15 protein-coding genes and 1 riboswitch are annotated in these 16,063 nt (G+C 39.4%); of the genes, 8 read left to right on the top strand and 7 right to left on the bottom strand.

The annotated features are described in order from the left end of the window. Positions 1 to 2: 2 nt before the first annotated feature. Positions 3 to 776, top strand: coding sequence for an ABC transporter ATP-binding protein (locus tag BT797_RS22680; protein WP_052678262.1), 774 nt, complete (start codon positions 3 to 5; stop codon positions 774 to 776). Between the two features lie 207 nt (positions 777 to 983). On the opposite strand, the gene BT797_RS22675 is transcribed toward BT797_RS22680, so the two are convergent. Further along, positions 984 to 1,286, bottom strand: a complete 303-nt coding sequence (locus BT797_RS22675) for a DUF496 family protein (RefSeq protein ID WP_045109488.1) — start codon at positions 1,284 to 1,286, stop codon at positions 984 to 986. A gap of 203 nt (positions 1,287 to 1,489) precedes the next feature. Here BT797_RS22675 and BT797_RS22670 point away from each other — a divergent pair, with 203 nt between their 5' ends. The 6 genes from BT797_RS22670 (at position 1,490) to BT797_RS22645 (ending at position 7,109) form a co-directional block, all read left to right on the top strand. Further along, the gene (locus tag BT797_RS22670; RefSeq protein ID WP_045109489.1) at positions 1,490 to 2,068 is read left to right on the top strand and encodes a VOC family protein; all 579 of its coding nucleotides are present in this window, start codon (positions 1,490 to 1,492) and stop codon (positions 2,066 to 2,068) included. A 55-nt stretch (positions 2,069 to 2,123) separates the two neighbouring features. Beyond that, positions 2,124 to 3,995: an ABC transporter ATP-binding protein gene (locus BT797_RS22665; protein ID WP_045109490.1), complete on the top strand. Its 1,872-nt coding sequence runs from the start codon at positions 2,124 to 2,126 to the stop codon at positions 3,993 to 3,995. A gap of 19 nt (positions 3,996 to 4,014) precedes the next feature. Then, positions 4,015 to 4,449, top strand: a complete 435-nt coding sequence (gene msrB, locus BT797_RS22660; protein WP_045109491.1) for a peptide-methionine (R)-S-oxide reductase MsrB — start codon at positions 4,015 to 4,017, stop codon at positions 4,447 to 4,449. 139 nt (positions 4,450 to 4,588) lie between these two features. Further along, entirely contained in the window at positions 4,589 to 6,133 is a 1,545-nt protein-coding gene (locus BT797_RS22655) for a protein adenylyltransferase SelO (protein ID WP_211705611.1), read from the top strand. An 85-nt stretch (positions 6,134 to 6,218) separates the two neighbouring features. Beyond that, positions 6,219 to 6,503, top strand: a complete 285-nt coding sequence (locus BT797_RS22650; protein WP_045109492.1) for a hypothetical protein — start codon at positions 6,219 to 6,221, stop codon at positions 6,501 to 6,503. Positions 6,504 to 6,551: 48 nt separating this feature from the next. Next, positions 6,552 to 7,109 carry a prepilin-type N-terminal cleavage/methylation domain-containing protein gene (locus BT797_RS22645; protein ID WP_280173737.1) on the top strand — a complete coding sequence of 186 codons (558 nt, stop codon included), beginning with the start codon at positions 6,552 to 6,554 and terminating at the stop codon, positions 7,107 to 7,109. Between the two features lie 119 nt (positions 7,110 to 7,228). On the opposite strand, the gene BT797_RS22640 is transcribed toward BT797_RS22645, so the two are convergent. From BT797_RS22640 to BT797_RS22630, 3 genes are all read right to left on the bottom strand, one after another. Further along, complete coding sequence (locus tag BT797_RS22640) at positions 7,229 to 7,792, bottom strand: xanthine phosphoribosyltransferase (RefSeq protein WP_045109493.1); 564 nt, start codon at positions 7,790 to 7,792, stop codon at positions 7,229 to 7,231. 15 nt (positions 7,793 to 7,807) lie between these two features. Further along, on the bottom strand, positions 7,808 to 9,133 hold the full coding sequence (locus BT797_RS22635) for an NCS2 family permease (protein WP_075473613.1): 1,326 nt from the start codon (positions 9,131 to 9,133) through the stop codon (positions 7,808 to 7,810). A 90-nt stretch (positions 9,134 to 9,223) separates the two neighbouring features. Next, a riboswitch (purine riboswitch) is annotated at positions 9,224 to 9,325 on the bottom strand. Positions 9,326 to 9,672: 347 nt separating this feature from the next. Continuing rightward, the gene (locus BT797_RS22630) at positions 9,673 to 10,023 is read right to left on the bottom strand and encodes a phasin family protein (RefSeq protein ID WP_045109495.1); all 351 of its coding nucleotides are present in this window, start codon (positions 10,021 to 10,023) and stop codon (positions 9,673 to 9,675) included. Between the two features lie 433 nt (positions 10,024 to 10,456). Between BT797_RS22630 and BT797_RS22625 the strand changes: the two genes are divergently transcribed. Continuing rightward, positions 10,457 to 10,789, top strand: a complete 333-nt coding sequence (locus BT797_RS22625) for a hypothetical protein (protein WP_045109496.1) — start codon at positions 10,457 to 10,459, stop codon at positions 10,787 to 10,789. A gap of 105 nt (positions 10,790 to 10,894) precedes the next feature. Here BT797_RS22625 and BT797_RS22620 read toward each other — a convergent pair whose 3' ends face one another. The 3 genes from BT797_RS22620 to BT797_RS22610 are packed head-to-tail and all read right to left on the bottom strand — an operon-like array spanning position 10,895 to position 15,994. Then, entirely contained in the window at positions 10,895 to 13,996 is a 3,102-nt protein-coding gene (locus BT797_RS22620; protein WP_075473612.1) for an efflux RND transporter permease subunit, read from the bottom strand. Continuing rightward, positions 13,996 to 15,327 (bottom strand): efflux RND transporter periplasmic adaptor subunit, encoded by a 1,332-nt coding sequence (locus BT797_RS22615; RefSeq protein ID WP_045109497.1) that lies wholly within the window; start codon positions 15,325 to 15,327, stop codon positions 13,996 to 13,998. Before BT797_RS22615 ends, BT797_RS22620 begins: the two co-directional genes overlap by 1 nt. Further along, complete coding sequence (locus BT797_RS22610) at positions 15,314 to 15,994, bottom strand: TetR/AcrR family transcriptional regulator (protein WP_045109498.1); 681 nt, start codon at positions 15,992 to 15,994, stop codon at positions 15,314 to 15,316. Before BT797_RS22610 ends, BT797_RS22615 begins: the two co-directional genes overlap by 14 nt. Positions 15,995 to 16,063 lie beyond the last annotated feature (69 nt).

The following is a 16,063-nucleotide window of genomic DNA, read 5'->3' as shown; positions in this document are numbered from 1 at the left end:
AAATGGCTTTATCAATGTCAAATATCCACCTTAGTTACGGTAAAAGAAAGGTCTTAAATAACCTCAATATAGCAAGTGTTAACCGAGGCGTATTAACTGCATTAATTGGCGCGAATGGTACGGGTAAATCGAGCTTGTTTCGCTTGATTGCCGGTATCACCAAAAATCGTAGTGGAAAAATAATGCTAGAAGGTCAGGACCTCGATCGAATACCTAGCAAACAGCGTAGTTTAGCGGTTTGTTATGTACCTCAGCTAACGGATTACCATATTCGCTTGACGGTCTTTGAAGGCTTGATGCTTGCCCTTAATCTAGCATCTGAATCAATAAATCAACAATCTAAAGAGCAAAAAGTCAGTGATATTATGCAGCTTCTTAATATCAGTGATTTAGCTAATCAATTTTTAGCGGATTTAAGTGGAGGTCAAAAACAACTCGTGGCTATTGGTCAGGGCTTGATCCGTAATCCCGATGTATTGCTTTTGGATGAACCTACTAGTGCCTTGGATTTATCGCGGCAGCTGCAGGTAATGATGTTATTAGCTGACTACATAAAGCAGCATAATATGCTGTGCATTATAGCCATTCATGATTTAAATTTGGCTAGTCGTTTTTGCCCACAAATGATAGCGTTGCATCAAGGGGCTTGCTTTGCTCAAGGTCCTACACCAACTACTTTAAATTCTCAGTTAGCTGAGAAAATGTTTAATATTAGGCTAAACAAGGTTGCTTCGAACTCAGGCTACGATTTACTCGATGCGCAGTATATCGCTTAGTAATATTCTGATTTTAGATTCTGAGTTACTCGTGTGCGTTATTTTGTGGGAAAGGGTTCTTACACTGAATAAGCTATGTATTAAAACAAAGCACCAAACGAGCGAGTAAGCTGGTTTACTTGGTGCTTTGTCTCAATATTGATATCCGCTTATTAGATTTATTTAGGGCGCGGATTATCGTGTAGGTGTATAGCGTTCGATTTCTTCTTATTTTTCGTTAACAGCTTTTGTTATTGCTTTAATTTTTTTGCTGATTTCACGGCGTTCTTTAGATAGTTCTGCACCTGTAATGATGTGGTCATCAACACGGTCTTCATAATCTGACTTCATGTTCGCAATGATTTCAACAATCTCTGCTTGAGTCATTTCTGGCGCAAGATAATCAAGTAGATTATCAAGTAGATCGACACGTTTTTGGTTATCACGGATCTTCTTCGCATTATCGAGAATCTCACGTTTTAGCTTGTTTTTACGACGAGCACTTTTTACTGCATCAAAAGCATTATTCATTATTACACCCTATTTTATGGAAAATTATGAAAAGAAATCCTCTTTAATTTAGCAGGATAATGCCCTAAAAGCTCTGTGTTTTTGACCTAATTAGGGGCAATTTTCAAATTTTTGCACTAAATCAAGAATGGTTATTTTATAAACCACGCAGTAAAAATGCGGCTTGTGTTATTATTACTTGATAACTTATTGAAGGAATTACCATGCAATATCAAGATCTAACTCAGCAGTGGCCAGCATTCTCTAAAGCGATTTTAGCATTTTCACATAAGCTTGGTTTACTTGAGCACTCAAACCCAAAAACTGAGTCTTTATGGTGTGATCATGTCGCATTGCGCGTTAATGATATTGCAACCGCAGAGTCACTACTAGCTGAGTTTACACAACGTGGTCAGGTTATTTCTGATAGCATTATTAACGGTCGACCGATATATATAATAGTATTAGATGAGCCGCTAACATTAGGTGATTGGCTAATTGATTGTGTGGAACTGCCGTTTCCAGCTAAGCATTATCCTCAACAAGGTTGGGAACATATTGAGTTAGTATTACCAGGTGATGCGACTAATATGGCAGCGCTAGAACAGGTATTACGCGTGATTAATCCAGATATTGATACTTTGTTAGCGAGCGATGACAGCATTAAAATTAAACGTTCAGCACCACAGGTTGAAGGCGAGATACTCGCTAATCCAACGATTGCATTTAAACAAGATGGTATCTGCATCAAGGTACATAGTGCAGGTATTAAAGCTGTTGTTGCAAGTGAATCTACGGCATAATACTCTAATTGATAATCATTCGCAATAACAAGGTAGACGTGGTTTTATATACATTATGATAGAAAAAACTCCTCAATTTCAGCAAGGTAATCAGCAAGCGTCTGAGCAAGCGTCTCAGCAAAATTCTTTACAAAATAATAGAGGCACTCGTATTAGTTGGCAGTTGATCCGCCAACGTGTATTACGCCAAAAGAAACCATTAATTACAGCTCATATCATTGCCGTTTTTGCTACCTTAGTCAGTGTCCCTATTCCGCTAATGATGCCTTTACTCGTGGACGAAGTATTGTTAGAAAAACCTGGCGCGGCAGTACAGGGAATGCAAAATATATTTCCTGAATCGTGGTGGGGGCCGCAACTGTATATCTTGGCAGTCCTTGGTTTTGTGGTGTTGTTACGCTTGTCTAGTTTAGTCTTGTCGGTATGGCAAGCGAGACAGTTTACGATCATTGGTAAGAATCTCAGTTTTTATATTCGTAATAAATTAATGCACCATTTACCGCTGGTATCATTAACTGAATATGAAACGCAAGGTTCGGGTGGGATCAGCTCCCGTTGTATTACTGATGTTGAAACTATAGATAAATTTTTAGCTGAAACTTTATCTAAGTTTCTGGTCAGTATGCTCACTATTATTGGTACCGCAGTCATTCTGTTATGGATTGATTGGCAGTTAGGCTTAATTATCTTATTGCTTAATCCGGCGGTGATTTATTTTTCTCGTTCGTTTGGTAAGCGGGTTAAAAATTTAAAAACACGTGAAAATGCCGCGTTTGAAGCATTTCAAGAAGCGTTAATTGATACCTTAGATGCTATCCAACAGTTACGTACCGCGCAACGTGAGAAGCAATATTTCAGTCGAGTTATTGATGCGGCGAGTGAGTTACGCCATAGCGCGATCCAATCACAATGGAAAACCGATGCGGTTAACCGTTTAAGTTTCACTATCTTCTTAATTGGTTTTGAAGTGTTTCGTGCGATTGCTATGTTGATGGTCGTTTTCTCTGATCTGACAATCGGCCAGATTTTCGCGGTATTTGGTTACCTGTGGTTTATGATGGGACCAGTACAAGAATTATTAAGTATGCAATATACCTACTTTGCAGCTTCGGCGGCATTAAAACGATTAAATGGTGTGTTCGAGTTAACGCAAGAGCCACAACATCCGTGTGTGGTAGACCCGTTTGCGAGTCAAGATGGCGTTGCAGTTGAATTCAAAGACGTGTGCTTTGCTTACAATAGCGAAAACAAAGTGATCCGTAATGTAAACTTAGTTATCCCGAAAGGTAAAAAAGTCGCGATTGTTGCGGTGAGTGGCGGTGGTAAGTCAACACTGGTGCAGCTGTTATTAGGTTTATATGAGAAACAACAAGGCGAGATCTTAATTAACGATGTGCCGCTAAACCAGATTGGTTATGATAAAGTACGTGAGAATATTGCGACAGTATTGCAGCAACCTATCTTGTTTAATACCTCTATACGTGAAAATTTATCTATGGGTAATCGTTTTACCGATGATGAATTATGGCAAGCGCTACAAGTTGCCGAAATGGCAGAAACAATTAAACAACTGGGTCATGGATTAGATACCTTAGTCGGACGTAATGGTGTACGTCTCTCTGGTGGTCAACGCCAGCGTTTAGCTATTGCGCGAATGGTATTAAGTAAACCGCAAATGGTGGTGTTTGATGAAGCTACATCAGCATTAGATACCGAAACCGAAAGTCGTTTACACCATAATCTTAGCGAATTTTTAGAAGACAGAACGACATTAATTATTGCTCATAGACTCAGCGCAATTAAACAAGCTGACTTGATCTATGTGCTCGACGATGGCCAAATAAGCCAGTCAGGACAACATCATGAACTATTACAGGTTGAAGGGCTTTATCAAACATTGTACGGCCGCTTACAATCAACTCATTAACGGTGAGGATAAAAAGAGTATGAATAAAGATATAAAAAGCACAGATAAAAGCAGTATTAGAGTGACTAAAACTGATGCCGAATGGCAAGCTGAGTTAACGGATGAAGAGTTTCACGTGTGCCGTAAAAAAGGCACCGAGCATCCTTACACGGGGACGCTATTAAACAATGAAACAGTAGGTGTTTATCACTGTAAATGCTGTGGCAGTGAATTATTTACCAGCGATAGCAAGTTTAATTCGGGTTGTGGTTGGCCGAGCTTTGACAAAGAGATCAAATCGGGCGCGGTGGTGTATACCGAAGATAACAGCTTAGCCATGCAACGTATTGAAGTGACGTGCAGTAATTGTGACTCTCATTTAGGCCATGTATTTCCAGATGGGCCAACAGAGACGGGTCAACGTTTTTGTATTAACTCAATATCAATGGGTTTTAAAGCCGATAGCAAAGACTAGGTCGTTAAGCTAGATCGCGAAAGCAATCGTCACAAAATAGTCGATGAAGCATATACCCAAGTTGTTGTTAGGTGTTGAACACAATACCATGCAATAATTTGGGTATATTTATATAAAGCCTTAACCGCAGGGATAATCCGTGAGCATCGTTAATAAGCCAGTAGACAGCCATGAACAAACCGGTAGGCTTGATAAGCTGACAAGTATTGATTCACTGAACTGTGATAATCACTATGCGACGTTGCCCGCACATTTTTATAACAAGCAAATGCCAGATGGGATCAGCGATCCGAAAATGGTCAGCCTAAACCCGCAAGTATTAGTCTTGTTAGATTTAGATAATGTAGTTGCTGATAGCGATGCATTATTGCAGCTATGCTCTGGTAATTATCTACCAAGCGGTTTCGAACCCCTAGCAATGAAGTATACCGGTCATCAATTTGGTCACTATAACCCTGATCTCGGTGACGGTCGTGGCTTGCTATTAGCACAAGTTAAAGGTAATGATGCTCGTGGTGATAGTAACAATCACACGACTTGGGATCTGCATTTAAAAGGTGCAGGCCGAACGCCTTATAGCCGTCAAGGTGATGGTCGTGCTGTATTGCGTTCAAGTATTCGCGAGTATTTATGCAGTGCGGCAATGCAGGGGTTAGGTATTCCAACTACACAAGCATTAAGTGTGGTTGTTGGTAGTGATACGGTGATGCGCGAGCAAGTTGAACAAGCCGCCATGGTCGTGCGTGTTGCTGAGTCGCATGTGCGTTTTGGTCACTTTGAACATTTTTATTATACCCAGCGTTTAGACGATTTAAAGCTGATGTTGGATTACACCCTAACCAAACATTTCCCTGATGCCTTAAACGAAGAAGTACCTTACTTGGCGTTTTATAAGCAAGTGATGACCACTACCGCGGAGTTAATGGCACATTGGCAAGCGGTTGGTTTTGTTCATGGGGTGATGAATACCGATAACATGTCTATTTTAGGGCAAACCTTTGATTATGGCCCGTTTGCGTTTCAGGATAACTTCGATCCCGCTTATGTCTGTAATCACACCGATTATTCGGGTCGCTATGCTTTTAATCAGCAACCACAAGTGGGTTATTGGAATTTAATGGCGTTAGGTCGTGCGCTGACTCCGTTCGTTGATATCGATCCGTTAAATGCAGTGCTACAAACTTATGATGATATATTTTTAGCGAAATTGCGTGAGTTGATGCGTGGTAAACTTGGTTTACAACAAGTGCACGATACGGATGGTGAGTTGATTAAAAACTTACTGGAAATATTGGCAAGTAGCGCGGTGGACTATACCTATTTCTTCCGTCTATTAAGTGGCTTTAATAGCGCCGAGGATGCTGATAACAGCGCAATACGCGATCAGTTTATCGACCGAGAGGCATTTGATGCTTGGGCGGTCAAATATCAGCTACGTCTAGTACTAGAATTGAGCGTAGATGACGTCCGCAAAGTGAGTATGAACCAAGTTAACCCTAAGTATATTTTACGTAATTACTTAGCACAGCAAGCGATCACGCAAGCAACTGATTATGACTACAGTTTGGTGAATGAGTTACTTGAAGTATTAGCGAATCCGTTTGCTGAACACCCTAAGTTTGAAAAGCTCGCTGCATTACCACCTGAGTGGGGACGAAAGATGGTGCTGAGCTGTTCGTCTTAGTCGCAAGTTAGTCAATTTAGGGAATAACGATTCCCTATTTTTAACGTATTATATTTTCAGGTTTAATAACCACAAGGATTCAATGATGAATTTAGATAAAGCAAAAAAGCGTATCGAAAAATTAGTTAAGAAAGGTTTTAAAGGTTATCCGTTAGTAGCGTTAGCGTACTTTGGTGAAACGAAGGATGCTGCAACCGAAGTTGTTGTTACGTTCACGTTAGAAGAGGGCGCGGAACCACAAGCACAAAAGTTTGTGAGCAAAAGCGATGCTCGAGAAGATGAAACGATTCAATCTGTGCTTGTTAAAACAATCGAACGCACTAATGCTAGCTCTGTGACTCAAGCTGAAGGTGTGTCGCTCATTAAATAAAGGATTATAACGGGATGAACTCATCTCTAGGATAGGGATATTAAATTAATGATGCATAAGAATAAAGGTTTTACCCTTATCGAGCTGGTTATTGTGATCATTATACTCGGCGTGCTTGCCGCAGTTGCAATCCCTCGATTTATTAATATCCAGCAAGACGCTAGAATAGCTGTGATTAATGGTATTGCTGGTAACTTTAGCTTTGTTGTTGAGCAAGTTCATTATGCCGCGATCATGCAAGGTGTTGCAGATAAGTCCAGCGTCAAAGTGACTATCGGTGATGTCGAAATAAGTACCTACTTTGGTAAGCCACAAGAGATTTGGGATAATGCGTTAGCAAAGTTAATGAACAGTAACCTACATTATCTAGGTAATGGTTATTATCAATCGGCTGTTTTAGATGAGGTGTGTTCGAAAGCGCCTGCATGTGTTGTGGATCAAACGCCTGCTGGTAGCATTACTGACGGTTACCCCCAAGGCTGGGGCATGCTGTTTATACCAAATGGTAAATCAGTGAGGGACCAATGTTATGCATTTTATGCATTCAGGGTGAGTAATGGGAGTGTCGTATACAATGAAGTATCTACAATTGAAGACGGGTGTTAGCTTTATATCGCGCTATTTTATTTGATGATTATCTGGTTAAGAATAAAAAACTAAAAAGGGGAGAAACATATGTGGTTTCCCCCCTTTCGGTTTGTTTTGTTCTACTAACTGGTATTTTATTAAAAATGGATACCATTTTCTAGCGAACTGATACGGGCTAATGATAAGGTATCAATACCTTTTTCAGCTAACATTGCTGCGCCACTTTGGAATGATTTTTCGAATAAGATCCCAACACCAACTAATTTAGCTGTGGTTTGCTCAAGAATCGCTAGCGTCCCTTCAACCGCATTACCGTGTGCTAATACATCATCAATAAATAATACGCGATCATTGTCCTTAATGTGTTCAATATTGCAGTTCAATTCGTATGAGGCATTTTTAGTAAAGCTGAATACGTTAGCCGTTAATACATTCTCTGGGTCTAACATGCTACGCTTTTTCTTCATGACCACTAATGGCACATTTAGTTTTAATGCCACCAATGTCGAGATCGCAATACCACCGCTCTCAATCGTTAAAATACGGTCGATATTAGCATTTTGAAAGTGGATAGCTAATTGAGATGCACACCAGTCTAAAATTTGAATATCAACTTGTTTTGTTAAAAAACTACTTGCGTCTAGGGCTACGTTGTTAACTGATTTACCGTGCTCTAAAATCGCTTTTTCTAATAAATTCATGTGTCAGTCCCTAAATTATGAAAGTGCTAAATAAACAATAAATAGTAGTGCGAGTGAGTAAATAATTGGGTGAACTTTTTTCCCGTCACCTTGTACTAACATGACGAAACAGTAACTGATAAAACCCATTGCCATACCGTTTGCAGGCGAAAAGGTTAACAAGCTAAATACCATAATGAAGAATACAGGTATTGCTGACTCTTTCTTATTCCAGTTAATGTTTGCCAAGTTCTTAATCATATAAATACCGATAACAACCAGTGCTGGTGCTACAATCGCCGAGGTAAAGATTGAGAATACAGGGAACAAGAACATAGATACTAAAAACATCACGGCAACTGTAATCGCACTGATACCTGTTTTAGCACCTAATGATGACGCCACGGCAGATTCTGAATAAGCAGTAATTGATGTTGTCCCTAGTATAGTACCAATGATTGTACCGCCGGAGTCGGCTACTAATGCCGATTTCGCGTTTGGTACTTTACCGTCTTTACCGATAATTCCCGCATCACGGCCGACACCGACAATCGTGCTTAAACCATCGAAGAAATCGACAATAAAGAAGATAATAACTAAGAAAATCAAATCAGTCATTTTTGGCATTGTCAGTTGTGACAAATCAAATATAGCACCAAATGTGGGCGCTAAACTGGGTGGCATTGAAAATACGTCTGTTGGTAAGGTAATTAAGTTACTACCTAGGAAGTGATCACTTAATAAGCTTAAAATAATAGACGAGATGAATGAAATAACAGTCGCTAGTTTCATATCACGGACTAAACAGCCTATCGCAATAAAGATGCTGAACAGGGCGATAAACACTTTTGGATCGTTAACATCACCCATACTTACCAAAGTAAACGGGTTACTCACAATGATGCCAGCATTACGTAAGCCAAGAAAAGAAACAAATAAGCCTAGACCAACTGCAATACCGAGTTTTAAATCTTCAGGAATCGCATCAATCATCACCTTACGAGCAGGTGTTAAGCTTAAAATTAAATAGAGGCAACCAGAAAGGAAAATAGCAAAGAGAGCTTCATGCCAAAGTAATGAGATACCGCCACCCAGTAAGATAGCTTTAAAGAAGCCGTTCATCGACATTCCTGGCGCTAACATAATTGGATATTTAGAAAATGCACCCATAATAAATGTTGCGATAGCTGCAGATAGTGCCGTCGCGGTAAATATCGAGCCTTTGTCTATCCCTTCGATGCTTCCTAAGATTGCCGGATTCACTGCTAAGATATAACTCATCGCTAAAAAGGTAATTAAACCCGCGTAGATTTCATTTTTTACAGTTGCGCCACGCGCAGACAGGAGGAAGTACTTGTCCATTAAACATCCATTACTATTAAGTTGGTTGATTTAAAATGACAATATTCCGAAGTATAAACTTGGGTAGGGGAACCATACCAGAAAAAAGGTACAATTATCCTGCTTCATTGTAGGTCTGAAATTTACGGTTTCAGAGTAGAGACTTAAGGCCCATATTGCCAAAATTATACAACGTCACATTGCTTGCGGGGCATCTTAAAGATGTTGACGCGGTTGTCAATTTTTTTTGTGTGATACGATGATTTAAAATAGGTCGATATCTATACCGTAAACAGTGAGTATTGTTAGGGTGAAGTGCTACTTATATGGGTTTGAAGGGATTTAGGTGTATAACTGGATAATATTAAATAATTTTAATTTAACTGACTTGTTGGTCAATATTTAAACAAGTATATAACATACTTTATATGGTTATATTTGGCTGAATATTGGTGAATCTGTTGATAATTTGCTCTTTATTATACTCTAAAACGAAAAATGGCGAGCCTAGGCTCACCATATATATCAACTTTAAAAGAATAACTTTAACTTTAAAAGGGTTACTTTTTAAGTTCTGCAATTGCTTTCGTTAATTCGTCAACTTTAGCATTTAATGTGTCAACTTTAGTGCTATCAACACCAGAGATTTTAGTGAAAACTTGGTTTACGCGAGTTTCTAAAACATCTGTAGAGATTTTTTTATCAGATAATTTTGCTTTTGCTGATTCTTCAATCTTAGCGCCTTTAGCAACAAGTTCTTCGAATAATGTTGAAGATTTGTCTGAAACTCTGTTCGCTTCATCAATGCTTTTACCGTATGCACCAAGACCTGCTAGCCAAATATTTTTAGCGATTTCGTCTTTGCTGCTCCAAAGTTTTTTAGCTGTATCAACTACGTTTAATTGTGTCATGGTACTTATCCTTTCTGGGTGCGTTTCGATTTGATGTGGCCAGAATATGGTTTTAAATTAGAAAATGCATACAAATTGTGGATTTACTTTTATAGAAAATAAAGATTAATTTAGAATGGTTTTTCAGTCTAATTATGCTTCACTCATTTGGTCGTAACCGATTTTTTTATTAGTAATTCAAACATGTATTTGCGTGATTATATGAAAGGGTGATGGGAACGATTTTTTATTCATATAATACTTATCAAGGTTCATAACTTTTATTTATACATATTGTTAGTCATTAATTGAACAGCTATCTTATTATTAATGACCATATGTTGTTTTTTATGACCAGTTGCATTGTTATAACGAAAATTTAATTATATTCAGCTCTGCTTTTTGAGGATGGTGATTATAATTCGGCGACTTATATTTAATTGAGAGGCTAACAGTGGAATTTCAACAATTAATAAAAGATGGTTTGGCGCTTGTATCACGCGTAAAACAAGAGATTAGTTTTATCCGTGGATGTAATTATACGCAAGCAAGTTTAGACATCTTACACACCGCTTCTTTTAATTTGGCTTCTGCTGAAGATTTACTGAATTATGCCGATGAACTTGCCTTAAAACAGAGTGATGCTGCAGGCGAAAAAGTATTGATTGCCAGTGATGCGATTAAAAACGTACAGTCGATGTTATCACGTAAATTTGATGTAGAACTCGACTGCGAAAGCCAACCTTGGTTTGATGATGTAAGCCGTCATATTGGTATTTGTGCTTAACGAAAGATTATCACATTCAAGTTAAAGTACGCGATAACCGTATCGATAAAAGCCAGTTACATTTTGTTTCTGGCTTTTTTGTATGCGTCATTCTATATCAATGGACTAGTCACTTAATTTGTGACGCTCGGTTAAACCAAAGTCATCTAAGATGCCATAAAAAGCCGGTAGAATTAAAATCACTAACATGGTTGATGCTAACAAACCAAAAATTAACGCTACAACTAGTGGGATAATTACCTGAGCTTGGATACTTTGTTCAAGTAATATTGGCATTAAACCCGCAGCTGTTGTCGCTGTGGTAATTAAGATCGCACGAATACGGTGAGTTGTGGCATGTATTGCCGCTTGTCTAATGTCATTACTTTTGACTAAATCTTCTTTGATAAACAGCACTAACAAAATGGAGTTATTTACTACTATCCCAGCCAGTGACGTAAAACCCAGCATTGACGGCATAGTCAGATCATAATTTAGCATGTAATGACCCCAGAATACTCCAATAAGTGCCAGCGGGATCGCAAGCATGACAATGAGAGGTTCAACATAACTGCTGAACTGTAAGCTTAATATAGCAAAGACCACGAACAGACCAATTGAGAAACTTTTCACCATAGAGCTAGCTGTTTCAGCTGTTGATTCAACTTCGCCACCTAAGCGTACTTCAATGCCTGGGTATTTTTGAGTCAGAATAGGGACAAAGTCTTTTTCCATCTGCGTCATTAGTTCAACTGTGTTGGCCTTCTTTTTATCAATATCACCTTTTAACGACATAGTGCGAATGTTGTTAATACGGTTTAACTGACTCACACCACGGCCCCATTCAACTTTAACTATGCTGGCAAGTGGTACTTGGCTACCATCTGCAAGGGTAAAAGGGAAATCTTCATAGTAAGCCAGATCGGAGCGATAACGTTCAGCGAGTCTTACGTCTAATTCTACATTTTCACTGCCGATCTGTAATTCGTCTATCGTAACCCCGAAAAATGCTGCGCGCAGTTGCATTGCAACGTCTTGCCCGGTTACGCCAAATGTTTCTGCACCTGGCAGTAGTGACATTCTCAGCTCAGGCTTACCATCGCGGAGGTTGCTAATGATGTTACTCACACCATTAAATTGAGACAGGTATTGTGCTAATTCATTACCTGCATCCTTTAAGATCTGAATTTTAGGATGACTGAGTTCAATGTCAATCGCACGACCAGCTGGCCCGATAGCAGGTTCACGAACAATCAGGTTTGTTACTCCGGGAATAACACCAATCTGCTGTTGCAGCGCCGCTAAATAACCGGCCATGCGCGTTGTTCGTTTTTCTGATGTTAATAGGTCAATAAAGATAGTTGCTACATGCTCTCCCGTTTCGCCCGCATCAGGGTTAGCGCCACTTTGTACCGTGATATATTTTAGTAATGATTCATTATCGGGTTGTTCACCAAATGCAGCACTTGTGATCTGGATGTCCTTACTAATACGAGCCACAACTTTATCGGTTTTTTCCAATGGTGTTCCGGGTGGCATCATTACTGTTATTTGCACCCAATCACCTTCCACTTCGGGAAAGGCTGAGAAGCGTAGCATGCCACTAGATGCCAACGATATTGTGCCTATAAATAAAGCTATTACTCCGGCCGTTACGATATAGCGACGATCAACAATGGTACCAATCAGTTTAGGTAAAATAGTAAATTGGAAGTATTCGAATTTCTTATTAAAACGGCCTTTTAAACTGTTGTCTGCAACGCTGTCATCGGCATTTTTAATCGATGTGTACAGGTGGTGTGGTAAGATTAAAAATGCTTCAACCAGAGATACACTTAAGGTAATAACTAAGGTTATTGGGATAACTTTGAGTACTTCACCCATGTCACCTTTAAGGAATGCCAGCGAACCAAAGATCGCCACTGTAGTTAAGAAGGATGAAAAAACACCATTCTTAACCCGGTTCACACCGTTCACGATACCGGCAAGTTTATCTTCGGTTTTATTTAGTTCGTGGGCGACACTCTCGGATAATACAATAGCATCATCCATTAACAGGCCGATAGCGACTAATAGCGCTACCATAGACATCAGGTTTAAGCTAATACCGACCAATGACAGCACGTACATACTGGCAAGGAATGAGACCGGTAGGCCCATTGCAACCCAAATAGCGTAGCGCCAAGGGAAGAATAACCACATCACTAAGAATACTAAAATGAACCCCTGCCAACCGTTTGATAGTAGTAGGTCAAGACGATCTTTTGCGACAGATGCCATGTCTTTTGTTAAAGAGAATTCGATGCTATCAGGAGTTCGTAGTTTTTCGTTTACAATAAATTTCTGTACTTCTTCAAGTACATTAAGGGAGTCATCAGCCTTTGATTTTTTAATATCGAGCATGGTACCTTCTTTACCATTAACTGATATTTTGGATTCGTCTAATTCAAATCGTTGGGTGATTGTAGCTATGTCTTTTAGTTGAACTTTACTGCCATCTTCATTGCTTAAAACGATGATGTCACCGAGTTCGCGAGGGGTATAACGTTGCGCATCGAAACGTAATAAGATCGTACTGCTTGGGGTATTCAAGCTACCACTGGGCATTTTTACATTTTGTTTTGCGATTTGACTTGCTACTTCTTGGACTGACACGTTAAGTCGACGTAGTGCGACTAAATCAAGTTCGACACGAAGTTGTGGATCAGAAAATCCGTTGATCTCAACTTGTGCAATGCCTTTTAAGCGTTTTAAACGACGCTTAACATCTTCTGCATACAGCTTAAGTTCTTGTTTATCCATGTCACTGTAAATAACTAAACTGACCACATCGTCATACGTCATCAGCTCTTTTACTACGGTTGTTTCGACTTCATCTGGGAATTGGTCAATGGCATCGATCTCGGTTTTAATATCCGAAATAAAGGTTGTGCTATTACCGTCATGAGTCATTTCCGCAGTCGTTACAGCTAATCCTTCACTGGCACTGCAGGTAAGTTTTTTGAGATTGTTGATCCCATCAAGGGCATCTTCCACTGGTAAGCAAATTGCTTGTTCTACATCTTCAGGGCTTGCGCCTGGGTAGGGGACTGTAATCTGTGCAATAGTGACTGAAAAGTCGGGAAAGGTTTCCCGTTTCATATCTGGAATTGTGATCGCGCCGAGCGCTAAAAACATAACCATAATTAAATTGGCAGCTGTTGGGTGTTTAGTAAAGAAGTTGACCATTATTCTTTATCCTCTATCCATACTGTCGGTGCAAGCTTTAAGCCATTAGACACAGGTATAATGTCTGATAGCACGACTTGTTGACCTGCTTGTAGACCATCAGCTTTAATGGCAGCTACTTGGTCGCGGATAAATAGAACATCGACATTTTGTAATTGCAGTCTGTTATTTTTATCCATGAGATATAAACGGTTATTGTGCAGGGCCGCTAATGGTACGGTTAGTTGTGGTTGTGCTTGGCCGTTTACGGTCACTTCAACAAACATGCCTGAAATAATAGGAGATTCTGCTGAATTATTGCGTTTGATGAACTCAAGGAAGTCAAAATCAGTTTCGACGACCAGTCCCGCGGTACCCAAACGAGCATCTATTTCACCTAATATTCGTGTAACTTTACCCTGCCAGTGAGTTTCTGTTGACGAGTTACGTAGGGTAATACGGGCTGTTAAATTAGCTACTGCAATATCGGGTACAGTATTTAGTTGGTCTAAGACTACTTTGTCTTGTTTTAAGCTATGTACCAAACGGCTTAGTTGGCTAGTCGGCATTTTAGCTTCGACTTCTAATTTCGATATATCATGGGCTAAGATAAGGCTTATTCCAGCTGAGACAAACTGCTGCAGTTCGGCGTTAACATCAATAATACGGCCATTAAATGGCATGATAATGATGGTATTTTCCAAATCCAGCTGTGCTTGGTCGATTTGGCTTTGCGCTTGTGCTATTTGTGCTTGTAGTGCTTTTTTACGTGCTGGAAGTTGATTTATTTGCGCTTTTAAATCATTTAACTGTAGCTGGGTATTATATACGATACGTTCTTGCTGTTCTAAACTTGATGCCGAGATAGTGCCTTTTTTGTTTAGTTTGATATTACGTTGGTATTCTTTTTTTTCTAGTGCGAGGGTTTTGCTCTCGACTTGGTATGAACGCGTTAGGCGCTGTTCTTCAATATCTAACTTTTCAACTTCAGAGCTAATATTATCTAAGTTCGCCTGTGCAGTGGTTAGATTTAATTCATACGAGGTTGGGTCGATACGTAGTAGTTCCACACCTTCATTGATAAAAGTACCTCGTTGTAGCCGTTCATTTTTGTAAATCACTTTTCCACTGACTTCTGATATAGCTTGCCACTTGTTCTTCGCAACCACATGACCATAGCCTTTTACTGCGGGTGCAATGTTTTTCTCTCGAATTTGGGTCACATAAACACTGTGTGCAGGTTCTATCGCTTCTAATACAACGTCTTCTTTCATAATGAAATTATTAATGGCCATGATACCTAGCCCAGCAGCAACGCCGATTGGTAGCCACATTAGCTTAGATTTCTGCATTATATTTCTCCGTTGTAATTGAATTGATTAATAAAGTGTAATTCTGCTGTGCCAATCGATGGTAGAACTGCATATCAATATCTGTTGTAATTAATCCTTGAATCAAAGGTTTAAAGGCGCAAGGGTAGATGCACAAACTTAAGATTTGAATGGTTAGTAGTTCAGGGTCAAGTTCAGGTTTTATATCGCCTTTGGCTTGTAATTTCGTGAGCATAGTTTTGATAAATTTAAAGGAACGCTGTGGCCCCTCTTTAATTATGTGCGCTTTAATCTGCGGATTGTCATCACTGACCATATTGCGCTTGATGATATGGTGTAAGCTTTGATTTTCTTGTACAGCGGTATAAAACAGAAGAAATATGTCGTGTAGATTTTGTAATGATGGATTCGCTGCATTTTTTCTTAACACATCTACCATTGGCTGACGGTATTGTTCCATTGCTGCATGAAATAAACCTTCTTTATTTTGAAAGTAATAACGAATCATGGCTGGCGTAGTATTCGCTTCAGCTGCAATTTTTCGGGTGCTAATTTGGTTGTATTCATTTTTGGCAAACAGGTCAAACGCTACTGTCATTAAATGCTGGCGGATGTTGGTGTCGGAAGATTTTTTTGGTCGACCTATATGACGAGTCAGGGGCTCACTTTTGTTATCGATATTATCCATCTCTGCATCACCATTAATTAATCACCTGGATAATACTGAACCTGTTTGAATTAATTATCCAGATGATTA

Origin of the sequence: Moritella viscosa (assembly GCF_900120065.1) — a bacterium.
GTDB classification, from domain to species: Bacteria; Pseudomonadota; Gammaproteobacteria; order Enterobacterales; family Moritellaceae; genus Moritella; species Moritella viscosa.
This window is presented reverse-complemented; position numbering and strand designations above follow the sequence as displayed.